This window comes from Streptomyces sp. NPDC056527 (genome assembly GCF_042794475.1).
In the GTDB taxonomy this organism is placed as follows: Bacteria; Actinomycetota; Actinomycetes; order Streptomycetales; family Streptomycetaceae; genus Streptomyces.
Genome location: NZ_JBHTTQ010000120.1, coordinates 1 through 20,651 on the forward strand (window position 1 = coordinate 1; position 20,651 = coordinate 20,651).

Annotated in this window: 23 protein-coding genes; 9 read left to right on the forward strand and 14 right to left on the reverse strand. The window is 72.5% G+C overall.

The features are described 5' to 3' along the window. Positions 1 to 60: 60 nt before the first annotated feature. The 4 genes from ACFQ7Q_RS33290 to ACFQ7Q_RS33305 all read right to left on the reverse strand — a co-directional run bounded on the left by ACFQ7Q_RS33290 (position 61) and on the right by ACFQ7Q_RS33305 (position 2,252). Positions 61 to 414 (reverse strand): VOC family protein, encoded by a 354-nt coding sequence (locus ACFQ7Q_RS33290; RefSeq protein WP_383561747.1) that lies wholly within the window; start codon positions 412 to 414, stop codon positions 61 to 63. A 146-nt stretch (positions 415 to 560) separates the two neighbouring features. Further along, a complete protein-coding gene (locus ACFQ7Q_RS33295; protein WP_383561749.1) occupies positions 561 to 878 on the reverse strand; it encodes a hypothetical protein in 318 nt (105 codons plus the stop codon). Between the two features lie 70 nt (positions 879 to 948). Continuing rightward, positions 949 to 1,431: a hypothetical protein gene (locus ACFQ7Q_RS33300; RefSeq protein ID WP_383561751.1), complete on the reverse strand. Its 483-nt coding sequence runs from the start codon at positions 1,429 to 1,431 to the stop codon at positions 949 to 951. An 86-nt stretch (positions 1,432 to 1,517) separates the two neighbouring features. Next, positions 1,518 to 2,252 (reverse strand): PIG-L deacetylase family protein, encoded by a 735-nt coding sequence (locus ACFQ7Q_RS33305; RefSeq protein ID WP_383561753.1) that lies wholly within the window; start codon positions 2,250 to 2,252, stop codon positions 1,518 to 1,520. A 141-nt stretch (positions 2,253 to 2,393) separates the two neighbouring features. On the opposite strand from ACFQ7Q_RS33305, the gene asnB reads away from it, so the two are divergent. From asnB to ACFQ7Q_RS33335, 6 genes are all read left to right on the forward strand, one after another. After that, positions 2,394 to 4,211, forward strand: a complete 1,818-nt coding sequence (gene asnB, locus ACFQ7Q_RS33310; RefSeq protein WP_383561755.1) for an asparagine synthase (glutamine-hydrolyzing) — start codon at positions 2,394 to 2,396, stop codon at positions 4,209 to 4,211. Next, positions 4,201 to 5,226: a PrpF domain-containing protein gene (locus ACFQ7Q_RS33315; RefSeq protein ID WP_383561757.1), complete on the forward strand. Its 1,026-nt coding sequence runs from the start codon at positions 4,201 to 4,203 to the stop codon at positions 5,224 to 5,226. The genes asnB and ACFQ7Q_RS33315 overlap by 11 nt, the downstream gene beginning before the upstream one ends. Before the next feature lie 91 nt (positions 5,227 to 5,317). Continuing rightward, complete coding sequence (locus ACFQ7Q_RS33320; protein ID WP_329117748.1) at positions 5,318 to 6,061, forward strand: SDR family oxidoreductase; 744 nt, start codon at positions 5,318 to 5,320, stop codon at positions 6,059 to 6,061. A 50-nt stretch (positions 6,062 to 6,111) separates the two neighbouring features. Then, a complete protein-coding gene (locus ACFQ7Q_RS33325; protein ID WP_383561759.1) occupies positions 6,112 to 7,677 on the forward strand; it encodes a class I tRNA ligase family protein in 1,566 nt (521 codons plus the stop codon). A 115-nt stretch (positions 7,678 to 7,792) separates the two neighbouring features. Then, positions 7,793 to 9,100: a D-inositol-3-phosphate glycosyltransferase gene (gene mshA, locus ACFQ7Q_RS33330; RefSeq protein WP_383561761.1), complete on the forward strand. Its 1,308-nt coding sequence runs from the start codon at positions 7,793 to 7,795 to the stop codon at positions 9,098 to 9,100. 207 nt (positions 9,101 to 9,307) lie between these two features. Next, positions 9,308 to 9,508 carry a hypothetical protein gene (locus tag ACFQ7Q_RS33335; RefSeq protein ID WP_383561763.1) on the forward strand — a complete coding sequence of 67 codons (201 nt, stop codon included), beginning with the start codon at positions 9,308 to 9,310 and terminating at the stop codon, positions 9,506 to 9,508. Between the two features lie 129 nt (positions 9,509 to 9,637). Here ACFQ7Q_RS33335 and ACFQ7Q_RS33340 read toward each other — a convergent pair whose 3' ends face one another. The 7 genes from ACFQ7Q_RS33340 to ACFQ7Q_RS33370 form a co-directional block, all read right to left on the reverse strand. Then, positions 9,638 to 10,690: a LuxR C-terminal-related transcriptional regulator gene (locus ACFQ7Q_RS33340; RefSeq protein ID WP_383561765.1), complete on the reverse strand. Its 1,053-nt coding sequence runs from the start codon at positions 10,688 to 10,690 to the stop codon at positions 9,638 to 9,640. 111 nt (positions 10,691 to 10,801) lie between these two features. After that, a complete protein-coding gene (locus ACFQ7Q_RS33345) occupies positions 10,802 to 11,818 on the reverse strand; it encodes a LuxR C-terminal-related transcriptional regulator (protein ID WP_383561767.1) in 1,017 nt (338 codons plus the stop codon). A gap of 145 nt (positions 11,819 to 11,963) precedes the next feature. Then, positions 11,964 to 12,392: a Fur family transcriptional regulator gene (locus ACFQ7Q_RS33350; RefSeq protein WP_383561769.1), complete on the reverse strand. Its 429-nt coding sequence runs from the start codon at positions 12,390 to 12,392 to the stop codon at positions 11,964 to 11,966. A 69-nt stretch (positions 12,393 to 12,461) separates the two neighbouring features. Further along, positions 12,462 to 13,304: an SAM-dependent methyltransferase gene (locus tag ACFQ7Q_RS33355; protein WP_383561771.1), complete on the reverse strand. Its 843-nt coding sequence runs from the start codon at positions 13,302 to 13,304 to the stop codon at positions 12,462 to 12,464. Between the two features lie 180 nt (positions 13,305 to 13,484). Further along, complete coding sequence (locus tag ACFQ7Q_RS33360) at positions 13,485 to 13,964, reverse strand: GNAT family N-acetyltransferase (protein WP_383561773.1); 480 nt, start codon at positions 13,962 to 13,964, stop codon at positions 13,485 to 13,487. A gap of 126 nt (positions 13,965 to 14,090) precedes the next feature. Continuing rightward, positions 14,091 to 15,002: a M56 family metallopeptidase gene (locus tag ACFQ7Q_RS33365; protein ID WP_383561775.1), complete on the reverse strand. Its 912-nt coding sequence runs from the start codon at positions 15,000 to 15,002 to the stop codon at positions 14,091 to 14,093. Continuing rightward, complete coding sequence (locus ACFQ7Q_RS33370) at positions 14,999 to 15,376, reverse strand: BlaI/MecI/CopY family transcriptional regulator (RefSeq protein WP_383561777.1); 378 nt, start codon at positions 15,374 to 15,376, stop codon at positions 14,999 to 15,001. Before ACFQ7Q_RS33370 ends, ACFQ7Q_RS33365 begins: the two co-directional genes overlap by 4 nt. 83 nt (positions 15,377 to 15,459) lie before the next feature. Here ACFQ7Q_RS33370 and ACFQ7Q_RS33375 point away from each other — a divergent pair, with 83 nt between their 5' ends. Then, positions 15,460 to 15,615: a hypothetical protein gene (locus ACFQ7Q_RS33375; protein ID WP_383561779.1), complete on the forward strand. Its 156-nt coding sequence runs from the start codon at positions 15,460 to 15,462 to the stop codon at positions 15,613 to 15,615. Between the two features lie 20 nt (positions 15,616 to 15,635). Here the strand turns inward: ACFQ7Q_RS33375 and ACFQ7Q_RS33380 are convergent, their stop codons facing one another. From ACFQ7Q_RS33380 to ACFQ7Q_RS33390, 3 genes are all read right to left on the reverse strand, one after another. Beyond that, a complete protein-coding gene (locus tag ACFQ7Q_RS33380; RefSeq protein ID WP_015035316.1) occupies positions 15,636 to 15,917 on the reverse strand; it encodes a metal-sensitive transcriptional regulator in 282 nt (93 codons plus the stop codon). Between the two features lie 40 nt (positions 15,918 to 15,957). Continuing rightward, on the reverse strand, positions 15,958 to 18,228 hold the full coding sequence (locus ACFQ7Q_RS33385) for a heavy metal translocating P-type ATPase (RefSeq protein WP_383561781.1): 2,271 nt from the start codon (positions 18,226 to 18,228) through the stop codon (positions 15,958 to 15,960). 128 nt (positions 18,229 to 18,356) lie between these two features. Then, complete coding sequence (locus tag ACFQ7Q_RS33390) at positions 18,357 to 18,641, reverse strand: cation transporter (RefSeq protein WP_383561783.1); 285 nt, start codon at positions 18,639 to 18,641, stop codon at positions 18,357 to 18,359. Between the two features lie 167 nt (positions 18,642 to 18,808). Between ACFQ7Q_RS33390 and ACFQ7Q_RS33395 the strand changes: the two genes are divergently transcribed. Next, the gene (locus ACFQ7Q_RS33395) at positions 18,809 to 19,768 is read left to right on the forward strand and encodes a hypothetical protein (protein ID WP_383561785.1); all 960 of its coding nucleotides are present in this window, start codon (positions 18,809 to 18,811) and stop codon (positions 19,766 to 19,768) included. 52 nt (positions 19,769 to 19,820) lie between these two features. Further along, positions 19,821 to 20,510, forward strand: coding sequence for a copper homeostasis protein CutC (locus ACFQ7Q_RS33400; protein ID WP_383561787.1), 690 nt, complete (start codon positions 19,821 to 19,823; stop codon positions 20,508 to 20,510). The last annotated feature ends 141 nt before the right edge of the window (positions 20,511 to 20,651 follow it).

Sequence of the window (20,651 nt, forward strand, 5' to 3'; positions counted from 1 at the left end):
GTCCGGCGGTCTCGCCGGACAGCCCCGGGCTCACGGTCGCCCGTGAGCGAGAAGGCCCGGTTACGGACGCCGCGGGGCGAGAACGCAGAACTCGTTGCCTTCGGGGTCGGCCAGGACGACCCACGACTGCTCGCCCTGGCCGATGTCGGCATGCCGTGCGCCGTGGGCGACGAGACGAGCCACCTCGGCGTCCTGGTCGTCGGGCCTGAAGTCGAGGTGCAGCCGGCTCTTCGCCTTCTCGGTCTCCGCGACCCGGACGAAATCCAACCCCGGCAGGCGATCCGGCGCCGGGCGGATCTCGAACTCGTCATCGGAGGAGTGGACCACGACCCAGCCAAGGGCGTCGGCCCACCACTGCCCCAACGCCGCCGGGTCCACCGAGTGGACGATTACCTGTTCCCATTCCAAGGTCATCGGCCGAGCCTACATGTGCGCCGGCGTGCCGACCGGGCGGTCAACTCACGCCGTTCGGCGCATGGTTCGCGCGGGGCGGGCGCTGCTGTCCGGCGGCGCGGGCGCGGTGCGGTCGAGCGTGGAGGGCCGGTCCCTGGACGTGCCGCTCACGGGTGTCCCCGGCGTGACGCCCGTGCCGGCGTGCCGCTGAGGCCGGTGGAGCCCCGGGCGGCGACCAGCGCGACCGCGGTGAGCGTTCCGGCGGCCATGACCCCGCAGCGGGAGCGCCAGGACATCACCGACCAGCAGGACTGCGCGGACAGCAGGGAGCCCGTACTCAGCCAGGATCCGATCGAGGCGACGGAAACGGCCGAGCCGACGGATCCGACGGAGAGCACCGAGCCGACCGAACCGATCGACAGGCAGGACCCCACCGAGCCGATCGAGAGCACGGAGTCACGCGACCAGAGGGAGAGCGTCGACATACCTCCATCGTAGGTTCGCGGCCGGAACGTCACGACCGGACCGGCGACACCCGTCGCCCCACGGCATCGGTCAGGCGGGCGTGGCGGCCGGTGAGTCCGCCCGCTGGTGCGTTCGGTCCCACAGCCAGGGGTGATGGCGGGTCCGGCCGACGACGTCGCCGCTGTGGGCCGCCGCCACGGCGCCGACGATCGGTGTGGCGAGCACGGTGAGCAGGGTCGGCAGGAAGCCGAAGCCGGTGGCGAACGCCACGACCAGCGTCTCGGGCAGGAAGAGTGCGCTCGCGACGGCTCCGGCGAGCAGTCCCCGCAGCGGCGCCCGGGCGGTGAGCCGGTCGGGTGCCAGGGCGAGCGCGGCCCCGGTGGTGGCGCCGAGCAGCACGCCCACCGTCATCGTCCCGCCGACCGCCACGACGCCGCGCAGGATGCCTGCGAAGGCGTCCCCGCGCATCCCGGTGAAGAGCCAGGCGACGGCGTACACGAGCCACAACAGCCCGAAGAACCCCGCGGGCCCCACGGCGATGCGCACCCCGAGCCGTATGCCTCGATGAATCACCGGTGCGACGTTCACATGTCCCCCAGCCTGTCGTCCCGTACCTCCGTGGGTACGCCCCGGGCCACGGTAGGGCATCCGGCCGGGGTTCAGTCGATGTGCACGATCTGGAACGCCTCCGCCATCCGGCCCGTCGGCAGCCCGCCCGCCCTCGCGTGTTCGCTCAGCCAGTCCCGCAGCAGCCCCGCCAGGTCGTCGAAGTGGGCGGTCTGGGAGGTGTGGATGCGCAGGGCCTCGACCTTGCGGTCGAAGACCGGGGTGACGTCGACGTACTGATTGGGTGTCGGGCCCGTCATCAGCCAGAGCTCGTGGACGATCCACGGCTCCAGGCCCTCCTCCTTGAGGAGGGAGGCATGGGCGAAGGGGTTGCGGGCCTCGGGGTAGATCGCGCGGAGGCAGGCGTCGCCGACCGCGCGGTGGTCGGGGTGGAGGTCGGCCACGCGCGCCCAGTTGATCTCGGGGGAGGGGATGATCGCCCGCTGCGGGCGCACGTCGCGGATGATCCGGCACAGGTCGCGGCGGAGTTCCACGCTCGGTTCCACGAAGCTGTCGGGGTAGCCGAGGAAGCGGACGTCCGCGACGCCGCTGAGCTTGGCGGAGTGGACCTGTTCGGCGCGGCGCAGGTCGGCCATCGCCTGGCGCGGGAGCTGTTCGTCGTAACCGCCGGCGCCGCCGTCCGTGACGATGCAGTACGTGACGCGGGTGCCGCGCTCGATCCACTGCATGACCGTGCCGCTGACGCAGAACTCGATGTCGTCCGGGTGTGCGGCCACCACGAGCAGGGACGCGGGGGCGGTGCGATCGGTGTGGTCGAAGTCCTCCATGGGGTCAGCCTGTTGGGGCGCGGAGGGCGTCGCAAGGCCAAGCCGTGGCGTGAACAGGACATGGCACTTACGCGCCATTCAAAAGCTTGGTAGATTCAAATTATTGGTAGTGCCGGATGAACTGCTTGGAGGGTGACCGGTATGTGCAGGATCCTCGGCTCCTTCGCCGCCGGGTCGGCGGCCCGCCCCGAGCCGGCCGAGCTCTCGGCGGTGTCGGCCCGTCAGCGGCACGGCGGCCCCGACGAGCACCAGGTGCTCAGCGGGCCCGGCTGGTCACTGGGGTGCGACCGGCTCGCCGTCACCGACCCCTGCGGCGGACAGCAGCCCTACCGGCTGCCGCATCTGCCCGGGGTCCTCGCCGTCCTCAACGGCGAGATCTACAACCACGCCTCTCTGCGCCGCCACCTCGCCGCCCGCGGACACCGCTTCCCCGACCGCTGCGACGGCACCGTGCTGCCCGCGCTGTACGCGGAGTACGGCCCCGCGTTCGCCGACCACCTCGACGGCATGTTCGCCGTCGCGGTCCTCGACCTCAGGCCGGGGCGGACCCGACTCGTCCTCGCCGTCGACGACATGGGCATGAAGCCCGTCCACTGGCACCACGACCCCGCCGACGGCTCCACCCGCTTCGCCTCCGAGATCCCCGCCCTCCTCGCGTTCGAAGGGGTACGGATCGCCCCGCGCGAGGACTCCCTCGACACCGTCCTCGCCACCCGTACGTCGTTCTCCGCCCGCACCGCCCTCGACGGCGTCGAGGTGCTCCCGCCCGGCGCCACCGCCGTCGTACGGCCGGGACGCCCGCCGTACGTACGGCGCCGCACCCCGCACCCGGCCTCGCCCGCCGGCGACACGCAGGACGTGCTGCGCAGCGAGGTGCGGCGGCTCGCCCGGGCCGAGGTGCCCGTCTGCGCGATCACGAGCGGCGGTCTCGACTCCGGGCTCGTCACCGCGCTCGCCGCCGAACACGCCCGGGAGACCGACGCACCGCCGCTGCACACCTTCCACCTCACCTACCGGGGCAAGTGGCCCGACTCCGAGTCCGCGTACGCCCGTTCGGTCGCCCGCCGCGCCCGGACCACCCACCACGAGGTCGCGCTCGACCTCGACGAGCTCCCCTCGCTCCTCACGCGTACCGTCCGCCACCTCGGCCAGCCCAACGCCGATCCCATCGCGCTCTCCACCTACGCGCTGTTCCGCGCGGTACGGGAGGCCGGCTTCACCGTGGCCCTCGCGGGGGACGGCGCGGACGAACTCTTCGGCGGGTACGAGCGGATGCGCGCGGCGCTCGCCGCGCCGGCGGGACCGGCCGGCGCGGACTGGGCGGGGGCGTACGCGGACGCGCTGTCGGCGGCGCCGCGGCTGCTGCGCGAGCACCTCTACACCTCGTCCTACCGCGCGTTCATCGCCGACCAGGGATCGGCGGCCGACCGGATCGAGCAGGAGCTGCGCTCGGCGGAGGCGGCCGGCGCGGACCGGATGGTGGCGATGACGGGGTTCGAGACGCGCTGGCGGCTGCCCGCGTACCACCTGCGGCGCGTGGACCATCTGTCGATGGCGTGGGCGGTCGAGGCGCGGCTGCCGTTCTGTCAGCCGCGGGTGGTCGCGCACGCCCGCTCGCTGTCCCCGGCGGCGCTGCGCGGGAAGCGGGCGCTGTACGAGGCCGGGGCCGATCTGCTGCCGCCCACGGTCCTCGCGCGCCCCAAGCAGCCGTTCACGCTGCCGATCGCGGCCATGCTGACCCCCGGCAGCCCGCTGCTCGACACGGTCCGCGAACTCCTCTCCCCGGCCCGCCTGGTCCTGGGCGGCAAGGTCCGCGCCGACCGCGTCCAGAAGCTCCTCGCCCGCCAGCTCGAACGGCCTTCGCAGCGCGACGCGTCGGCCCTGTGGGGGCTGGCCGTGCACGAGCTGTGGTCGGACGTGGTGCAGGGCATGAGGATCCCGGTGGGTTGTGCGGCATGAGGCCGGCACGGGTCCCGACCGCTCGGCCGGCGCGCCGCGTCCGAGCGGCGCCCCGGCGTCCGCCGCGCCGCGCCGCGATCAGGACGCCGCGCCCCGTGGCGCCGGCTTGCCGCCCGTGGTGGCCGCCGCCGTCGTGCGGGCCGAGGACGCGCCCGGACCCACGCTCGTCGTGGAGCTGTCACAACTCCCCGGCGGAGCATTGGCGTTGCGCGACGAGCTGGGCGCGCTGCGCCGCTCCCTCGCGCGGACGCCGTACGCCCGGCTGAACAAGATCGCACTGTACGGGGCCTCCGCCCGCCCCGGCCGCGATCTGGACTACCGCTTCGTCCAGGCCCTCCCGGACGGCGGCTTCGACTTCCGCACGGGCTGCGGCCACTCCCTGCTCGCCTGCGTGGTGGCGTCCGCCCGCCCGGGGCCGGTCACCGTCCACGCCGTCACGACGGGCGACGACGTCCGGTGCGCACCGGAGGCGGACGGCGCCACCCGCACCCTCCGCTTCCTCCGGCCGCCCGACGCCCCCGGGACCCTCCCCACCGGCCGGCCGGTCGACATCCTCGGAGGGCTGCCCGTCTCCCTCGTCCGGTACGGGAATCCGTACGCCTTCGTCGACGCCGTTCACCTCGGGATCCCTGGCGCCGAGGGGCTGTTCCGGGCCGGGGACGGCACCCTCCGGCGGCTCCTCGCGCTGCGGGCCCAGGCCGCGCGGGCGCTCGGTCACGCGCCGCACTCCGCCCTGCCCAAGATCGCCGCGTTCACGGCCGGGCCCGGAGGGATCGCCGTCCGCGCCCTGACCGTCGGCGGCTGGCACCCCCGGCTCGCGCTCACCGGCGCCGCGGCGCTCGCCGCCGCGGCCGCGCTGCCCGATACCGTCGTACCGGCCCTGGACGGCCCCGTGCGCACCCCCGGCGCACCCGTCGCCGTCTCCGCCGACGCCCGCGGAGTCGCCGTCCACCACAAGCGCGCGACCGTGCTCGCGAGGCTGGAACTGCCGTGGCGTATCCACGCAACGGCGTGAACGCGCACCCCTCTCACGACGCTCCGACGCCGATTCCTCTGCCACGCTGAATTCGACCGGCAACCGGTATCCATGGGGAGAGCGGACGAGCATGAAATTCGAGAATCTGCGTGTCGTCGTGACCGGAGCGTCCCGCTATTTCGGCCGCGCGCTCGCCGTCGGATTCGCGCATCTCGGCGCCGAGGTCTATGTCTCGGCCCGCACCGTCGAGGCCGCCGAGCGGACCCGTACCGAGGTCATGGGCTCAGCCCGCGACCGTATCCACGCGTTCGGCTGCGACCTCAGCAGGCCCGCCGAGATCCGCGAGTTCGCGGCGCGGGTCGGCGAACGCACCGACCGGGTCGATCTGCTGGTGAACAACGGCGCCCGCTGGCTCGACGGCATGGACCTGGAGGCGGCCAGCGACGACCAGATCGTGGAGACGATCGAGTCGACGGCCGGCGGCACCGTCCTGATGGTCAAGCACTTCCTGCCGCTGCTACGCGGCTCGCTGCGGCCCGACATCGTCAACATGGTCGCCGTGCGGGACGCCGAGGGAGCCTCCGCCGCCGCGGGCGCGGCCCATGAGGCGTTCTGGGCGGCGAAAAGCGCGCAGGCGGGCTTCGCCGACATTCTCTCGCGGCGCCTCCGCCCTTCCGGCGTCCGGGTCTTCTCGCTCTTCCCGCCCGACTTCTCCACCTCGGATCCGCGGTTCGCGGAATGGGACGGATCGAATCCGGACGGAATAGCACCGGACGAGAAGCTCACCACCCAGGCTCTCTTCGAATGCATCGTCTACGCCGTCGAACAGCCCCGTGACTGCTTCATCCGCTCCTTCCATTTCGAACCTCGCTGAAGCCGCACACCTCGCCGAAGCTCACCGCACCACAGCGTCAAGGAGGTCCCATGAGCACCCCTGTCTGGATCACCGCGACCCCTCCGGCCACCCATGGCGAACTGCACATCGGCCATCTCGCGGGGCCGTACGTCGCCGCCGACGTCCTGTCCCGGTACCTGCGAGCCGAGGGCGAGCCCGTACGGTTCACCACCGGCACCGTCGACCACGCCAGCTCCGTCGAGGTCCGGGCGCTGCGCCACCACCGCAAGCCCGAGGAGGTCGCCGAGGGCTACCGCGCGGCGATCACCGCCGACTGGCTGCGCTCGGGCGTGGAGTTCGACCACATCGTCCGGCCGCGCCGCGACCGCGGCTACGGCCGCTGGGTGCAGGACCTCTTCAGCCGTCTGTACGCGCAGGGCGTCATCGCGCCGCGCACCCGCCTGCTGCCGTACTGCGAGCCGTGCGAGCGCTGGCTGTACGGCGCGCACGTCACCGGCACCTGCCCGCACTGCGGCGCGGTCAGCGACGGCGGCATGTGCCACGAGTGCGCCCGGCCGAACGACGGCGGCGATCTGATCGCGCCGCGCTGCTCGCTCTGCGACACCGCCGCGCTGTCCCGCCGCTGCCGCCGCCTCTACATCCCCCTCGAACCCTTCCGCGAGACCCTCGCCGACTACTGGGCCACCGCCGGTCTCCCGCCCCGGCTGGCCGCGCTGTGCGAGTCGCTGGTGGAGGACGGCCTGCCGGACATCGCCGTCGGCCACCCGGCCGAGTGGGGGCTCCAGGTGCCGGTCGAGGGCTTTCCCGACCATCGCGTCGACGGCTGTTTCGAGGCCGCCGCGATGCATCTGTTCGGCTACGACACCAAGGGCCCGCTGCCGAGCCGCGCCATCCACTTCTGCGGCTTCGGACACGCCTTCTGCCATGCCGTGCTGCTGCCGGTGATGCTCCTGGCGCAGGACATCAAGCTGCCGCAGGACTTCTGCGTCAACGAGTCGTACGTCATCGAGGAGGGCGTCCAGGAGGGCAACGTCTGGGCGCTCGACCTGCTCACCGAGTTCGGCTCCGACACCCTGCGCCGCCATGTCCTCCAGGCCCGCCCGCTGGGCCGCCGCACGGTCTTCCACCGTGACCGGCTCGCCGCGGCCCGCCGCGAGCTGGACGAGAACTGGAACAGCTGGCTCGCGCGGCTCTTCGCCTCCGTACGCGAGGAGTGTGCCGGGCTCGCCCCGCAGGCGCTGCCCGGCGGCACCGGCTGGGAGATCCTGGAGCGCCGGCTGCACCGGGCCGTGGACGACCTGCGGGAGGCGTACGGCCCCGATGCCTTCGACCCCCGGCGGGCGGTCGCCGTCCTCGACGAGGTGGTCCGGTCGGTCGCGGACTTCGGCCATGTCAACGCCCACGAGCGGTGCCGGCCCACCACCGCCTGCCGTCATCTGCCCGCTCTGGCGACCCAGTTGGCCGTCGCGTCGGCGCTGTCCGCCTGGGCGCGGCCGGTGATGCCGGAGGGCGCGGACCGACTGGCGGCCGCGCTGAAGGTCGAGCCCGGCCGGGCGATCGACACCTCTGCCCTGACCGGGCCCCTACCGGGCACCCGGCTCGCCCCGCCGTCCGGCCCCGTCTTCGGCTTCTGATCCGGCCCGCACCCCTGCCGGACCATCCCCATCCCCGTCCGATCCACCCCCACCGCCGCGTGGTCGTGCGCGAGGCAACGCAGGGACACGTGGCCCGCCCTCACAGGAGCCCCACGTGTCTCTGCGCGTCGCCATGCTCAGCGTCCACACCTCCCCGCTCCACCAGCCGGGAACCGGGGACGCCGGCGGGATGAACGTCTACATGGTCGAACTCTCCCGGGCCCTCGCCGAACAGGGCGCCGAGGTCGACCTGTTCACCCGCTGCCGGGGCGAGGGCCGCCCCCCGCTCGTCGATCTCGCCCCGGGCGTACGGGTCCGTCATCTGCACGCGGGTCCCCGCCGGGCGCTCCCCAAGGAGGCCATGCCGGACATGGTGGTGCCGTTCTCCCTGGCCCTGCTCAAGGAGGACCGGCGCTACGACCTGATCCACTCCCACTACTGGCTCTCCGGGCAGGCCGGCCGCATCGCCTCCGCCGGCTGGCGGATACCGCTGGTCCACACCGCGCACACCCTGGCCCGGGTGAAGAACGCGGCCCTGGCGGAGGGCGACGCCCCCGAGCCCGAGCTCCGGATCCGCGGCGAACACCAAGTGATCGACTCCGCCGACCGGTTGATCGCCAACACGGTCGACGAGGCCGAGGCGCTGGGCACGCTGTACGGGGCTTCGGCGCCGCGGACCGAGGTGGTGCGGCCCGGGGTCGATCTGCGGACGTTCCAGCCGGGCGCGGGGCGCGCGGCCGCCAGGGCACGGCTCGGGCTGCCGGCCGATGCCTTCGTCCCTCTGTACGCGGGCCGCATCCAGCCCCTCAAGGGTCCCGACGTGCTCGTACGGGCGGTGGCGGAGCTGCTGCTCATGGCGCCCGATCTGCGCCGCCGGCTGCTCGTCCCGGTCGTCGGAGGTCATTCCGGGGCGAGCAGGGAGGGCTCGGCCTGGCGGCTGGCGCGCGAGCTGGGGGTCACCGACGTGCTCCGGCCCTGCCCTCCCGTACCTCAGGAGCGGTTGGCGCAGTGGTACCGGGCGGCGGACGTGCTCGTGGTGCCCTCGCGCAGCGAGTCCTTCGGTCTGGTGGCCCTGGAGGCGCAGGCCTGTGGGACGCCGGTGCTCGCGGCCGCGGTGGGCGGGCTGCCGACGGCGGTGTGGGACGGGGTGACGGGGCTGCTCGTCCGGGGGCACGACCCGGTGGAGTACGCCCGTCGGCTGCTGTGGCTGGCGACGCATCCGAAGGCGCGGGCGTCGATGGGGGAGGCGGCGGTCTGTCATGCCAGGGGGATGAGCTGGCGTGGATCCGCCGCCCGGACGATCGGGGTGTACGAGGCCGCGATGAGTGGGGCAGGGGCGGCGGCACGCCCCTGCCCCGGCGGCCTCTCTCTCCTGGAGGAACGAGAAGGCCACAGGGCAAGCCTAGCATCTCTTTTGGTCTGACCAAAGATATGCAGCGCTCCGGATCCGTCAATTCCGTTGCGAGGTGACCGGATTGGCGGAATGACGCATCCACGCCATGGCAGATCCACGCATGGAGAAACTCTGGATCCGCTTCCGGGGGCGGGCCAATATGGAGATGTCTTCAGGGAGCGCCCGGCGGCACGGGCCCCCGAAGTCGGAATTCCCATTCCAACTCCTGGAGGAATCATGTCCGCTGTGCGTATCCCGGCCGTCCGCAAGATCGTCCGCCAGTTCGCCATCGCGATGGTGGCGTGTACGGCAGTCGCCGGCGGCGCCGCTCTGGCGGCCGCTCCCGAGACCACCCCGGCCTCGATCTCGCAGCAGGCCGGCGCGGAGAACGACTGGCCGAAGGCTCCGACCCCGTCCCCGGTCGCGCCCACCAACTGAACTGACATCACGCTGAATTCAGCTGGGGAGTCAGCGGTAATCAGCTGGAATCGGGAAAGCCCCGCGGTCGCCGTACGGTGACCGCGGGGCTTCTTCGTTCCCGTTTCGTCCCGGAAGCGGAGTTCCGATTCAGTCGAGCCAGCCGAGGCGCACCGCGCGCACACCCGCCTCGAATCTGCTCGACGCCCCCAATTCCTGCATGAGTTCGGAGAGCATCCGGCTCACCGTACGCAGCGAGACCCCGAGGTTCCGGGCGATCTTCTCGTCCTTCATTCCCGAGGCGAGCATCTGGAGCGCCGCCCGCTGCTGCTCCGAGAGCCCGTCGCCGCCCCGCTCCGGCGCCGCGTCGTCGCCGTACGGGGTCGCGGTGTGCCAACAGTGCTCGTACAGCCCCAGATAGGACCGGACCAGCACCGAGCCACGCGCCAGGATCGCGCCCTCGCGGGGCTCCTCGGGGCGGATCGGCACCAGGGCGAACTGCTGATCGGCGATGATCATGTTCATGGGGATGACGGGCGCCAGCCGGATCTCCACACCCAGCGCCACGCGCCGGCTCAGCAGCTCCGCGACCTCGGGCCGCGCCGCGTCCTGGCCGCGGTAGATGGCGCGGACACGCACGCCGTTGCCGATCTGGCGCCGGTCCCGGTCCAGCATCCGCTCGGGGATCTGCCGGTTGGGCCCGCCGGGGTGCATGGAGGCCGAACTCTCCTGCATGACATCGGTGATGTCCTCAAGGGCCTGCTGGATCCGGCGGTAGTCGGTGATGGCCTCGACGGCGATCTCGGAGCGGGCCAGCGCTCCGGCGCGGAGGAAGGTTTCCGCCAGCGTCTCCAGGGTGGAGTAGGCCTTGTCGGCCTCGGCCAGATGCTCCCGGAGCCGCTCGCGCTCGCGCTCCAGGAGGCGCAGCAGGGCGATCTCGGGATCGACGGTGGCCACCGTGTCCGTGTCCGGTTTCCAACTGGCGTCCCGGATGTCGGCGATCGTCGCGTGGGTCTCGGTCGTCGGCACGATCAGGCCGAGGGAGGTCAGTTCGACGCGACATCGCTCGTACTCCTCCGGCGCCATCCGCAGCGCGGTGCAGGCCTCCCTGAAGCTCGACACGCCGCGCCCGCGCAGCTCCTGATAGAGAGTCAAAAGCGCCTCGGCGGCCAGCCCTTCCCTGCCGTCGTCCGTCGTGGCCATGGCGCTGTGACCCCCCTCGTCGATCCCCGTCTCCCCGTCCCACCCTGTCACAGGGGGCGGTGGATGTCCCCGTACGATCTTGGCCACGTCACCTTCGGGCCGGCCCGCGCGTCACATGTCCCGGTCGCGCGCCTCGCCGTCCAGGAGTCCGAGCCTGGCGGCCTTCACCCCGGCCTCGAACCGGCTCGCCGCGCCCAGTTCCTGCATGACCTCGGAGAGCAGCCGGCTGACCGTGCGCAGGGACACCCCGAGGTTCTTCGCGATCTGCTCGTCCTTGATGCCGGAGGCCAGCATCCGCAGCGCGGCCCGCTGCTGTTCGGAGAGCCCGTCGCCACCGTGCTCGGGCTTCTCCTCGTCGCCGTACCGGGTCGCGGCATGCCAGCAGTACTCGTACAGCGCGAGATAGGAGCGGACCAGGCCGGGCCCGCGCGCGAGGATCGCGGCGGACCCCGGGTCGTGCGCGTCGGTGGGCAGCAGCGCGAAGTTCTCGTCGGCGAGCACCATGTTCATCGGTACGACGGGGGAGAACCGGACCTCCACCCCGAGGGCGGCCCGCTCCTCCAGATGCTGGGCCATGTCCGGTACGGAGCTGATCCGGCGGCTGTACACGGCGCGGACGCGCACCCCGCGTGCGGTCCACCGCCGGTCGCGTTCCAGCTCCGCTGTCATGTCCTCGCGCCGAACCGAGCCGGTGTGCAGGGAGTGCACCGAGCTCCGCACGGACCGGCCGAGCCCGGCCAGCTCCTGCCGGACGCGCCGGTGGTCGGAGACGATCTCGACCTCGACCTCGGAGCGGGGGGCGGAACCGGCCCGGAGGAAGGGGCCCGCGAGCGTCTCCAGGGAGATCTGGGCACGGCTGGTCTCGGCGAGCCGGCTCTCGAGCCGGTCGCGCTCGCACCGCAGGAGGCGGACCAGGGCGACGTCGGGGTCGATCACCGAGCGCGTCGTGTCGGCTTCGAGCAGGCCGAGCGTGGCGAGGTCACCACGACATCGTTCCCGTTCCCCGGCGGAGAGGGCGAGGCCGTCCGCGACCTCGTCGAACGAGCGTGAGGGGTGGGCACGGAGCTCCAGGTAGACCGCGAGAGCCTGTTCGCTTCCCGTACGCGTCCCGGTGGCGTTTTTCGACACAGCGCAGCAGACTCCCCTCGGATCCGTGCGGATCCCGTTGAATCGCCCCGCTAGACCCTGCCACAGAATCGAACACGACGCACGGTGTTCAAGCGGTCCCGGCATGCGGTCGGTCTCCGGGTCCGATAGGTGCCCGTGGGTGGTCTCAGGAGGCGGTGGACTGTGCGCAGTCGGGGCACAGACCCTTGAAGACGATCTCGGCGTCGGTGGTCCGCCAGTCGGGCAGGCTGCCGCGCGGCGGGGCGGGCGCCTTGGCGTCGACGTTCTCCACGCGGCCGCAGCGGACGCACAGCGCGTGCTGGTGCGGCGGACCGGAGATCTCGAAGACGGCGGGCATCCCGGGGCGGTCGAACTTGCTGACCAGGCCCGTCTCCTGGAAGTGCCGGAGCATCTCGTACACCGCCTGGCTGGTGAGCGTGCCGAGACGCTCGCGGGCGGTGGCGGTGATCGCCTCCACGTCGAGGTGGCCGGCCGAGGCGAGCACCGTGAGCACCTCCAGGCGGGGGCCCGTGACCCGCAGACCGACGTCGCGCAGGCGCTGGATCACCGCCTCGCGGCCTGTCAGCTCATCCACGACTGCCATCTTCTCCGCCTGGTCGGATCAAACTTTTGCAGGCATCGTACCTCTTGCTGTTCCTCGATGTCAGTCGTCCGTACGACAGACGAGCAGCACGCTCTCGGTGCGTTCGTCGATCCGATGCCGTCGCCGGCCCTCGATGTGCAGGCCCGCGGAGTGCAGTTCGGCCGCCAGGTGCTCCGGGTCGACGATCCACTTGTCGGTGGTCAGCACGGCGCGCTTGGTGGAGAGCTTGCCGGTCCGGGCGGCGTAGTACGTGATCCGCTCGCTCATCGCCGCCAGGTCGAAGACCTGCCGGGCGACCACCCACTCGTCGATCCCGTCGAACCGCGGGACCTGGAAGGCCCAGGTCCGCTGTGGTTCGGCGGCGAGGCCGGGAAGCAGGTGGGAGGTGTAGTCCAGGGCGAGGGCGCCGCCGGTGTCCAGGTGCGAGGCGATCTCGCGCAGCAGACCGGGGCGGGCTCCCGGGGGGACGGCGGACACCATGGCACCGGCGAGCAGGGCGAGTCGGTAACTGCCCTGCAGGCGGAGTTCGGTGAGGTCGGCGCGGGTGGTCACGATCAGATCGGCGACGTGCGGGCCGATGCGACGGGCCCATGCCTGGAGCCGCTCCAGGGCGTCGGCGTCCCGGTCGACCGCCTCGACGGCGAAGCCGTGCCGGGCGAACGGGACGGAGAGCCGCCCGGCGCCGGAGCCGAGGTCGAGCACGGGACCGGGGCCCTCGGTGGCGCGGGCGAGGCCGAGGTAGCGGACGATGTCCGCGCTGTGCGGGCCGAGGAGCGCGTCGTACAGCCAGACGGAGTCGGGGTCGCCAGGGGCGACGGATTCCAGTCCGGGGAGGGTGTCGGTGGTGAGGTCGTATCGGGACGGCAGGACCGGCGCGAGCGCGGCGCCGCTCTGTTTCTGCATCGCTCCTCCAGGGGCTCGCTCGGTCCATGCCGTCCGGACGAGGAACCCGTGCCGCCGGGCCCGCGCCGCTGTGACCATCCTGGAGCGGGGTCGGCCCCGGGGGCCAGCGGATCGGGCGGCGTGAACACGCGATGGCGTTGATCTGCCAGGGGTGTCCGCGGGAGGGGGCTGGAGCGTGCGTCAGACCGCGCGGGCCAGGCGCGTGGTGGTCAGCGGGGTGAAGCCGCGCGTCTCGTAGAAGGGGAGCGCCGGGTCGCTCTCCGTCGGGAGGCTCACGCGCTGTTCGCCGGCCCCGAACCCCTTCATGCGGTCCGTCGCCGCCGCGAGGAGCGCCGAGCCGATGCCCCGTCGGCGCGAGCCCTCGGCGACGGCCAGCGCGTACAGCTCGCCCTCGCCCGGGACAGGGACCCCGCCGGCTGCCGCGCCGACGACCGTGCCGTCCGGGTCGGTGGCCACCAGCCAGCCGAGCCAGCCCGGAGCTCCACCGGGAATTTCAATTTCCGCGCGGATACGGGGAAGTGCACATTGCGTGGAGATCAGTCGACGCACGGGGATTTCGCCGAGGATTCCGTCGTAACTGCCCCGAATGACGTCCGCCAGCAGCCTGGATATCGTCGCCGCGTCGGCGGCAGCCGCCGTCCGCACGTCAGCCAGCTGCATTGGTCCGTACCCTTCGACGTGCCGAGCCTGAGCTTCAACGTACCCACAATAGCCGGGAATTCAGTCCGATGTGACCGATGTGAAATCTACGAATTCACTTAGTAAATAAGGACTGAACCGAGTCGATTAGTTGGGGAAGGAACAGCAGGCGATGATCAGCGGCGCCACCGCGAAACCCGCCGCGGCGACCGTCGACAGGCCCCGCAGTACGGGATGTCCGGCGCTGTGCGGAGTGAGGATGCGGCGCATCCGCAGCGCCGCCGACGGACCGCCCGCCGCGAACGCCTCACGAGGCGCCTGCCCCGAGGCGAGGGCGTACAGCGCGGTGGCCAGCGCGTCGCGCGTGCAACGCCGCAACGCCCGGTCGTCCGCCGCCATTTCGAGCAGCAGTGGTACAGCGGTCCCGCCGTGCCGTGCGAGCGGAAGCCGTGGGAACACCGCCGCGAACGCCTCGGCCGCGGCGACGAGGAGATGGTGGCGGCCGGTGATGTGCGCTCGCTCGTGGGCGAGCGCGGCCGCCAACTGGGCCTCGGTGAGCGTGTTCACGGCCCCCGAGGAGACGACGACGCGGCGCGAGCTGCCGGGCAGGCAGTAGACGGCCGGCCGCGCGTGGTCGAGCACCGTGGCCCGCAGCGCCGGGTCGTACCGCCCGACGAGCCGCAGGATCCCCGCATGCCGCAGCCGGGCCCGGCGGGCCCGCAGCAGTTCCCGTACGTATCCGGCGACGGGCAGCGCGAGGACGACCAGGCCCAGGGTCAGCGCCAGGTGTTCGCGGCCGGTGAGGGTGAGGAGCCGCTCGGGGGCGGGCACCTCGAACCCGAGATAGACGTCGCTCAGCCGGTGGCTGCTGTCCGCCGGCAGCATGAGGTGGGCGGCGAGGAGCGCGGCCGACGCCGCGAACACCGCGCCGCTCACCGCCCAGACCGCCAGGGCGAGTCGGGGCACCTGCTGGGCCCAGCGGGCCCGCACCAGGAGCCACGGGATCAGCAGCCCGGAGGAGAGGGCGAGGCCGAGCGGCGGCAGGAGGTGGTGGTTCACCCGAGCTCGCCGCCCGGGGCGCGCCGGGCGGAGCGGAGCGCCGCGTCCAGGGCGGCCATGTCCTCGTCGGAGATGGTCTCCACGAAGCGGAGCAGCGCGGCCGGCCGGTCGGCGCTGTCGCCGAGGGCGTCCTGCATCAGGGCCGCGGTGTACTCCTCGCGGCTGCGGACCGGTTCGTACAGCCAGGCCCTGCCCGCCTTCTCGCGACGGAGCCAGCCCTTGCGGTGGAGGATGTCCGCCACCGTCATCACCGTCGTGTAGGCGACCCGGCGCCCCAGATTTATGTCGTCGACGATCTCGCGGACCGTGGCGGGCCGCTGCCAGGCCCACAGCCGGTCCATGATCTCGGCCTCCAGCTCTCCCAGCCGGCGCACGCGCATCCCCTCCCCCTACGGGCGGCCCATCGTACGGGCCGCTCTTCCCGCGAAGGTATACCCCCCAGGGGTACGATGGCGGGATGTCGACCCTCATGAGGAACCGCCCCTGCGCGAAGGTCTGCAGCCCCGGTCCGCCCGGTTCGGTGGAGCTGACGCTCCTCCGGCAGGTGCTCGGGCTCTGTCTTCGCCTGAGCATCAAGCTGTCCGCCGACTGCCCTTCGCACAAGGGCGGTTGATCCGATCCCCCGCCAGGGGGCTACGTCCTGATCAGTCGGGCGATCGCCTTGGAGGCCTCGCCCACCTTCACCTTCGCCTGGTCCCCGCCCTGGGCGATCGCCTCGGTGACACAGCAGCTGAGGTGCTCGTCCAGGAGGGCCACGGCGCAGGACTGGAGGGCCGCGTTGATGGCGGAGACCTGGGTCAGCACGTCGATGCAGTAGACGTCCTCGTCCACCATCCGCTGCACGCCCCGCACCTGGCCCTCGATGCGCCGCAGGCGCCTGATGATGTCTTCCTTGTGCTGTCCGTAACCGGCCACGGCGGTCTCCTCGGGTGTCCGCAGGGATGTCGGCGGTATGTCAGCGGTCGGCGGCCTGGAACCCGCGCAGGCGAAGGCTGTTGCCGACCACGAAGACCGAGGAGAAGGCCATCGCGGCCCCCGCGATCATCGGGTTGAGCAGACCCGCCGCGGCGAGCGGCAGGGCGGCCACGTTGTAGGCGAAGGCCCAGAACAGGTTCGAGCGGATCGTGCCGAGCGTCTTGCGGGAGAGCCTGATCGCGTCGGCCGCGGCCCGCAGGTCTCCGCGTACGAGGGTCAGGTCGCCGGCCTCGATGGCGGCGTCCGTGCCGGTGCCCATCGCCAGACCCAGGTCGGCCTGGGCGAGCGCGGCGGCGTCGTTGACGCCGTCGCCGACCATGGCGACCGAACGGCCCTCGGCCTGCAGCTTCTTGACGACGTCGACCTTGTCCTGCGGCATGACCTCGGCGATGACCTCGTCGATGCCGACCTCGGCGGCGACGGACTCGGCGACGGCCTTGTTGTCACCGGTCAGCAGGATCGGTGTCAGGCCGAGCGCGCGCAGCCGCCTGATCGCCTCGGGGCTGGTCTCCTTGATGGCGTCGGCGACCTCCAGGACCGCGCGTGCCCTGCCGTCCCAGGCGACGGCGATGGCCGTCCTGCCGGCCTTCTCCGCCGCGTCCTTGGCGGACTTGAGGCCGTCGGGCAGCTCCATCGCCCACTCTTCGAGCAGCTTCTCGCGGCCGACGAGGACGGCGTGGCCCTCGACGACGCCCTGCACGCCGAGACCGGGGATGTTGGCGAAGTCCTCCGGGGTGGGGAGCGTGCCGACCCTGGCCGCGGCGCCGGTGGCGACGGCCTGGGCGATCGGGTGCTCGGAGGAGTGCTCCAGGGCGCCGGCGAGCCGCAGCACGTCGGTCTCGTCGACGCCGTCGACGGTGTGGACCTTGATGAGGGTCATCCGGCCGGTGGTGACGGTGCCGGTCTTGTCCAGGACGATGGTGTCGACCTTGCGGGTCGTCTCCAGGACCTCGGGGCCCTTGATGAGGATGCCCAGCTGGGCGCCGCGGCCGGTGCCGACCATGAGCGCGGTCGGGGTGGCGAGGCCCAGGGCGCAGGGGCAGGCGATGATCAGTACGGCGACGGCGGCGGTGAACGCGGCGGTCAGTCCGGAGCCGGTGCCGAGCCAGAAGCCGAGCGTACCGAGCGCGAGCGCGATCACGATGGGGACGAAGACGGCCGAGATCCTGTCGGCGAGTCGCTGGGCGGCCGCCTTGCCGTTCTGGGCGTCCTCGACGAGCTTGGCCATCCGGGACAGCTGGGTGTCGGCGCCGACGCGGGTCGCCTCGACGACGAGCCGGCCGCCGGCGTTCAGGGTGGCTCCGGTGACGGAGTCGCCGACGGAGACCTCGACCGGCACGGACTCGCCGGTGAGCATGGAGGCGTCGACGGCGGAGGAGCCCTCGACGACGGTGCCGTCGGTGGCGATCTTCTCGCCGGGGCGGACCAGGAAGCGGTCACCGACCTGGAGTTCGGCCGTCGGGACGGTGACCTCGCGGCCGCCGCGCAGGACGGTGACCTCCTTGGCGCCCAGCTGCATCAGCGCCTTGAGCGCCGCGCCCGCCTTGCGCTTGGAGCGGGCCTCGAAGTAGCGCCCGGCCAGGATGAAGGCGGTGACGCCGGCGGCGGCCTCCAGATAGATGTTCCCTGCGCCGTCGGTGCGGGCGATCGTGAACTCGAAGGGGTGGGTCATGCCCGGCGTACCGGCGGTGCCGAAGAACAGTGCCCACAGGGACCAGAGGAACGCGGCGATCGTGCCGACCGAGATCAGGGTGTCCATGGTGGCCGCGCCGTGCCTGGCGTTGGTCCAGGCGGCCTTGTGGAAGGGCCAGGCGGCGTAGACGACGACCGGCGCGGCGAGGGTGAGGCTGAGCCACTGCCAGTACTCGATCTGGAGCGCCGGGATCATCGCCATCGCGATGACGGGGACGGCGAGGGCGACGGCGGTGACGAGCCGTTGCTTGAGCGGCCGGAGCTCCTCGTCGGCCTTCTCCTCGTCGGTGGGCCCGTCCTCGCCGCCGGAGTCCGCCTTGGGGGGCGTGGGCTCCTCGGCGGTGTAGCCGGTGGCCTCGACGGTGGCGATCAGATCGGCGACGGAGATGTCGGCGGCCGCGTCGAAGGTGACCTTCGCCTTCTCGGTGGCGTAGTTGACGGTGGCCTCGACCCCGTCCATGCGGTTGAGCTTCTTCTCGATACGGGCCGCGCACGAGGCGCAGGTCATGCCGCCGATGGCGAGCTCGACCCGGGCGGCGCCCGGAGTGGTCGTGGTCATTCCTGCTCCTCTTTCCTTGAGGCTCGCTTCGCCTCTTCGCGGCGGCCGGCCCTGTCCGGTGAGGCTCGGGGGCCGGGGCCCATGGATGGACGGGCCCCGGCGGCCGGGGTGGGGCTCGGGCCGGACGGTCAGGCGCGGCCGGTGAGCTCGTAGCCGGCGTCGTCGACGGCGGCGGCGATCGCGGCGTCGTCGGGCGCGCCGCCGGTGGTCACGGTCACCAGGCCGCCGGCGACGTCGACGTCCACGGAGATGACACCGGCGAGGGCGGAGACGGAGGTGGTGATCGCGGCCTTGCAGTGTCCGCAGGTCATGCCCGACACGGCATAGACGGTGGCGGTGCTGTCGGCGACGGCGGTCGTCGTCTCGCCGGCGCCGGTCGAGCAGCTGCCGTCAGGGGTACAGCAGGAACTCATGTCTTCCTCCTCGTTGGGAGCCATATACCCTCGGGGGGTATCCGCTTCTGGTTCCATGTATACCCCCCTCCGGTATTCCATGCAAGCTCCTCCCCCGGCTTGACTTGATACCCCCCAGGGGTATGGTGAGGTGCATCGAACGGTTACTCACGTACGGGAGAGCTGCCATGAACACCGGAGTGAAGATCACCGCCTTCGCCGCCGCGCTCGCCGCGACCTTCGGGGCGGCGTACGGGGTCGGCAAGGGTGTCGGCCCCGTGGACGAGCCGGCGAAGGCCGCGCACGGGGAGCACGCGGCCGCGAACGCGGACGGCGCGAAGACGGAGGGTGGGGATGGGCACGCCGGTCACGAGGAGGGCGCCGCCGACGCGCCCGCCGCCGGCGGCCTCCAGGTCTCCGAGGGCGGCTACACGCTCGCCATGGAGACGCCGAAGCCGACCCGGGGCAAGAGCGTGCTCACCTTCTCGATCAAGGACTCGGCGGGAAAGAAGGTCACCGCGTACACCACCGAGCACGGCAAGGAGCTGCACTTCATCGTGGCCTCGCGGGACCTCACGGTCTACCGCCATCTGCACCCGGTGCGCGCGGCCGACGGTACCTGGTCCACACCGGTCGACCTGCCGGCCGCGGGCGGCTACAAGGCCTTCGCCGACTTCAAGCCCGCGGGGAAGAACGCCAAGGGCGTGACCCTGGGCGTGGACCTGTCCGTACCCGGCGCGTACGCGCCCCAGCCGCTGCCGGCCGCCGCGCGGACCGCGACCGTCGACGGCTACCAGGTCGCACTGGGAGGCACCCTCGACCCGGGTAAGGCCGGCGAGCTGAAGCTCACGGTCAGCAAGGACGGCAAGCCGGTCGACGACCTGGAGCCGTACCTCGGGGCGTACGGTCATCTCGTCGCCCTGCGCGACGGAGACCTCGCCTACCTGCACGTCCATCCCAACGAGGGCGGGCCCGGCCCGGACGTCTCCTTCACGGCGACGGCGCCGAGCGCGGGGTCGTACCGCCTGTTCCTGGACTTCCAGCACGGCGGAAAGGTGCGGACGGCGGCCTTCACGGTCCATGCGGGGCAGGCGACGGCGGGGGCGGATGAGGCCTCGCACGATGCGGGAGGCCACACGCACGGCTAGTCTGGGTCATTGGACTAGACCTGTAGCCGTCATTCATGGAGGAATGGGCTCGATGAGCAACCGTGCAGTCCTTGAGGTGATCGCCCTCGACGCGGAGGACGCGGTCGCCGCCCAGGCCGGCGGGGCGGACCGCCTCGAACTGGTCACCGACATGGCGGCGGACGGGCTGACCCCGTCACGGACCGCCTTCGAGGAGATCCGTGCCGCCGTGGACATCCCCCTGCGCGTGATGCTCAGACTCACCGACGGCTTCGCGGCCGGCGACGTCGACGTGCTGGTGTCCCGTGCCTCCGACCTCCGGGACGCGGGCGCGGACGAGTTCGTGCTCGGCTTCCTGACGGCGGAAGGCGATCCGGACCTGGTGGCGGTCGAGCGGCTGATCGCCGTCCTGGACGGCTGCCGCTGGACCTTCCACCGCGCCATCGACCGTGCCGCGCACCGCGACGCCCTGCGCAAGCAGCTCGCCGACCTGCCCGGCCTCGACACCTACCTCACGGCGGGCGCGGCGACCGGCGTCGACGACGGCCTGCCCGTCCTCAAGGCCGAGGCGGCCCGCTCGGGCGAACCGGGCTACGAACCCCGGCTCCTGGTCGGCGGCGGTCTCCGCCTCGACCACCTCCCGGAACTGCGCGAGGCCGGCGTCGACGCCTTCCACATCGGCGGTGCGGCCCGCCCGAACGGCTGGACGGCCCCGGTGTCCCCGGCGGCGGTCCGCATCTGGCGCGAGGCGCTGGACGCGTAGTACCCGGCTTCGGACGAGGGGGTGGGGGGGCGCCGGGGGGCCCCCCCCCCCCCCCCCCCCCCCCCCCCCCCCCCGCCCCCCCCCCCCCCCCCCCCCAACCCCCCCCCCCCCCCCCCCCACCCCGGCGCGGAGAACCCCCCC

Excerpts from the sequence above, each read along its gene's own strand:
- ACFQ7Q_RS33290 (WP_383561747.1), bottom strand. The coding sequence starts at position 414 with ATGACCTTGGAATGGGAACAGGTAATCGTCCACTCGGTGGACCCGGCG.
- ACFQ7Q_RS33340 (WP_383561765.1), bottom strand. The coding sequence starts at position 10,690 with ATGGCCACGACGGACGACGGCAGGGAAGGGCTGGCCGCCGAGGCGCTT.
- ACFQ7Q_RS33325 (WP_383561759.1), top strand. The coding sequence starts at position 6,112 with ATGAGCACCCCTGTCTGGATCACCGCGACCCCTCCGGCCACCCATGGC.
- ACFQ7Q_RS33395 (WP_383561785.1), top strand. The coding sequence starts at position 18,809 with ATGAACACCGGAGTGAAGATCACCGCCTTCGCCGCCGCGCTCGCCGCG.
- asnB (WP_383561755.1), top strand. The coding sequence starts at position 2,394 with ATGTGCAGGATCCTCGGCTCCTTCGCCGCCGGGTCGGCGGCCCGCCCC.
- ACFQ7Q_RS33320 (WP_329117748.1), top strand. The coding sequence starts at position 5,318 with ATGAAATTCGAGAATCTGCGTGTCGTCGTGACCGGAGCGTCCCGCTAT.
- ACFQ7Q_RS33390 (WP_383561783.1), bottom strand. The coding sequence starts at position 18,641 with ATGAGTTCCTGCTGTACCCCTGACGGCAGCTGCTCGACCGGCGCCGGC.
- ACFQ7Q_RS33375 (WP_383561779.1), top strand. The coding sequence starts at position 15,460 with ATGTCGACCCTCATGAGGAACCGCCCCTGCGCGAAGGTCTGCAGCCCC.
- ACFQ7Q_RS33305 (WP_383561753.1), bottom strand. The coding sequence starts at position 2,252 with ATGGAGGACTTCGACCACACCGATCGCACCGCCCCCGCGTCCCTGCTC.
- ACFQ7Q_RS33400 (WP_383561787.1), top strand. The coding sequence starts at position 19,821 with ATGAGCAACCGTGCAGTCCTTGAGGTGATCGCCCTCGACGCGGAGGAC.
- ACFQ7Q_RS33360 (WP_383561773.1), bottom strand. The coding sequence starts at position 13,964 with ATGCAGCTGGCTGACGTGCGGACGGCGGCTGCCGCCGACGCGGCGACG.
- ACFQ7Q_RS33335 (WP_383561763.1), top strand. The coding sequence starts at position 9,308 with ATGTCCGCTGTGCGTATCCCGGCCGTCCGCAAGATCGTCCGCCAGTTC.
- ACFQ7Q_RS33385 (WP_383561781.1), bottom strand. The coding sequence starts at position 18,228 with ATGACCACGACCACTCCGGGCGCCGCCCGGGTCGAGCTCGCCATCGGC.
- ACFQ7Q_RS33355 (WP_383561771.1), bottom strand. The coding sequence starts at position 13,304 with ATGCAGAAACAGAGCGGCGCCGCGCTCGCGCCGGTCCTGCCGTCCCGA.
- ACFQ7Q_RS33295 (WP_383561749.1), bottom strand. The coding sequence starts at position 878 with ATGTCGACGCTCTCCCTCTGGTCGCGTGACTCCGTGCTCTCGATCGGC.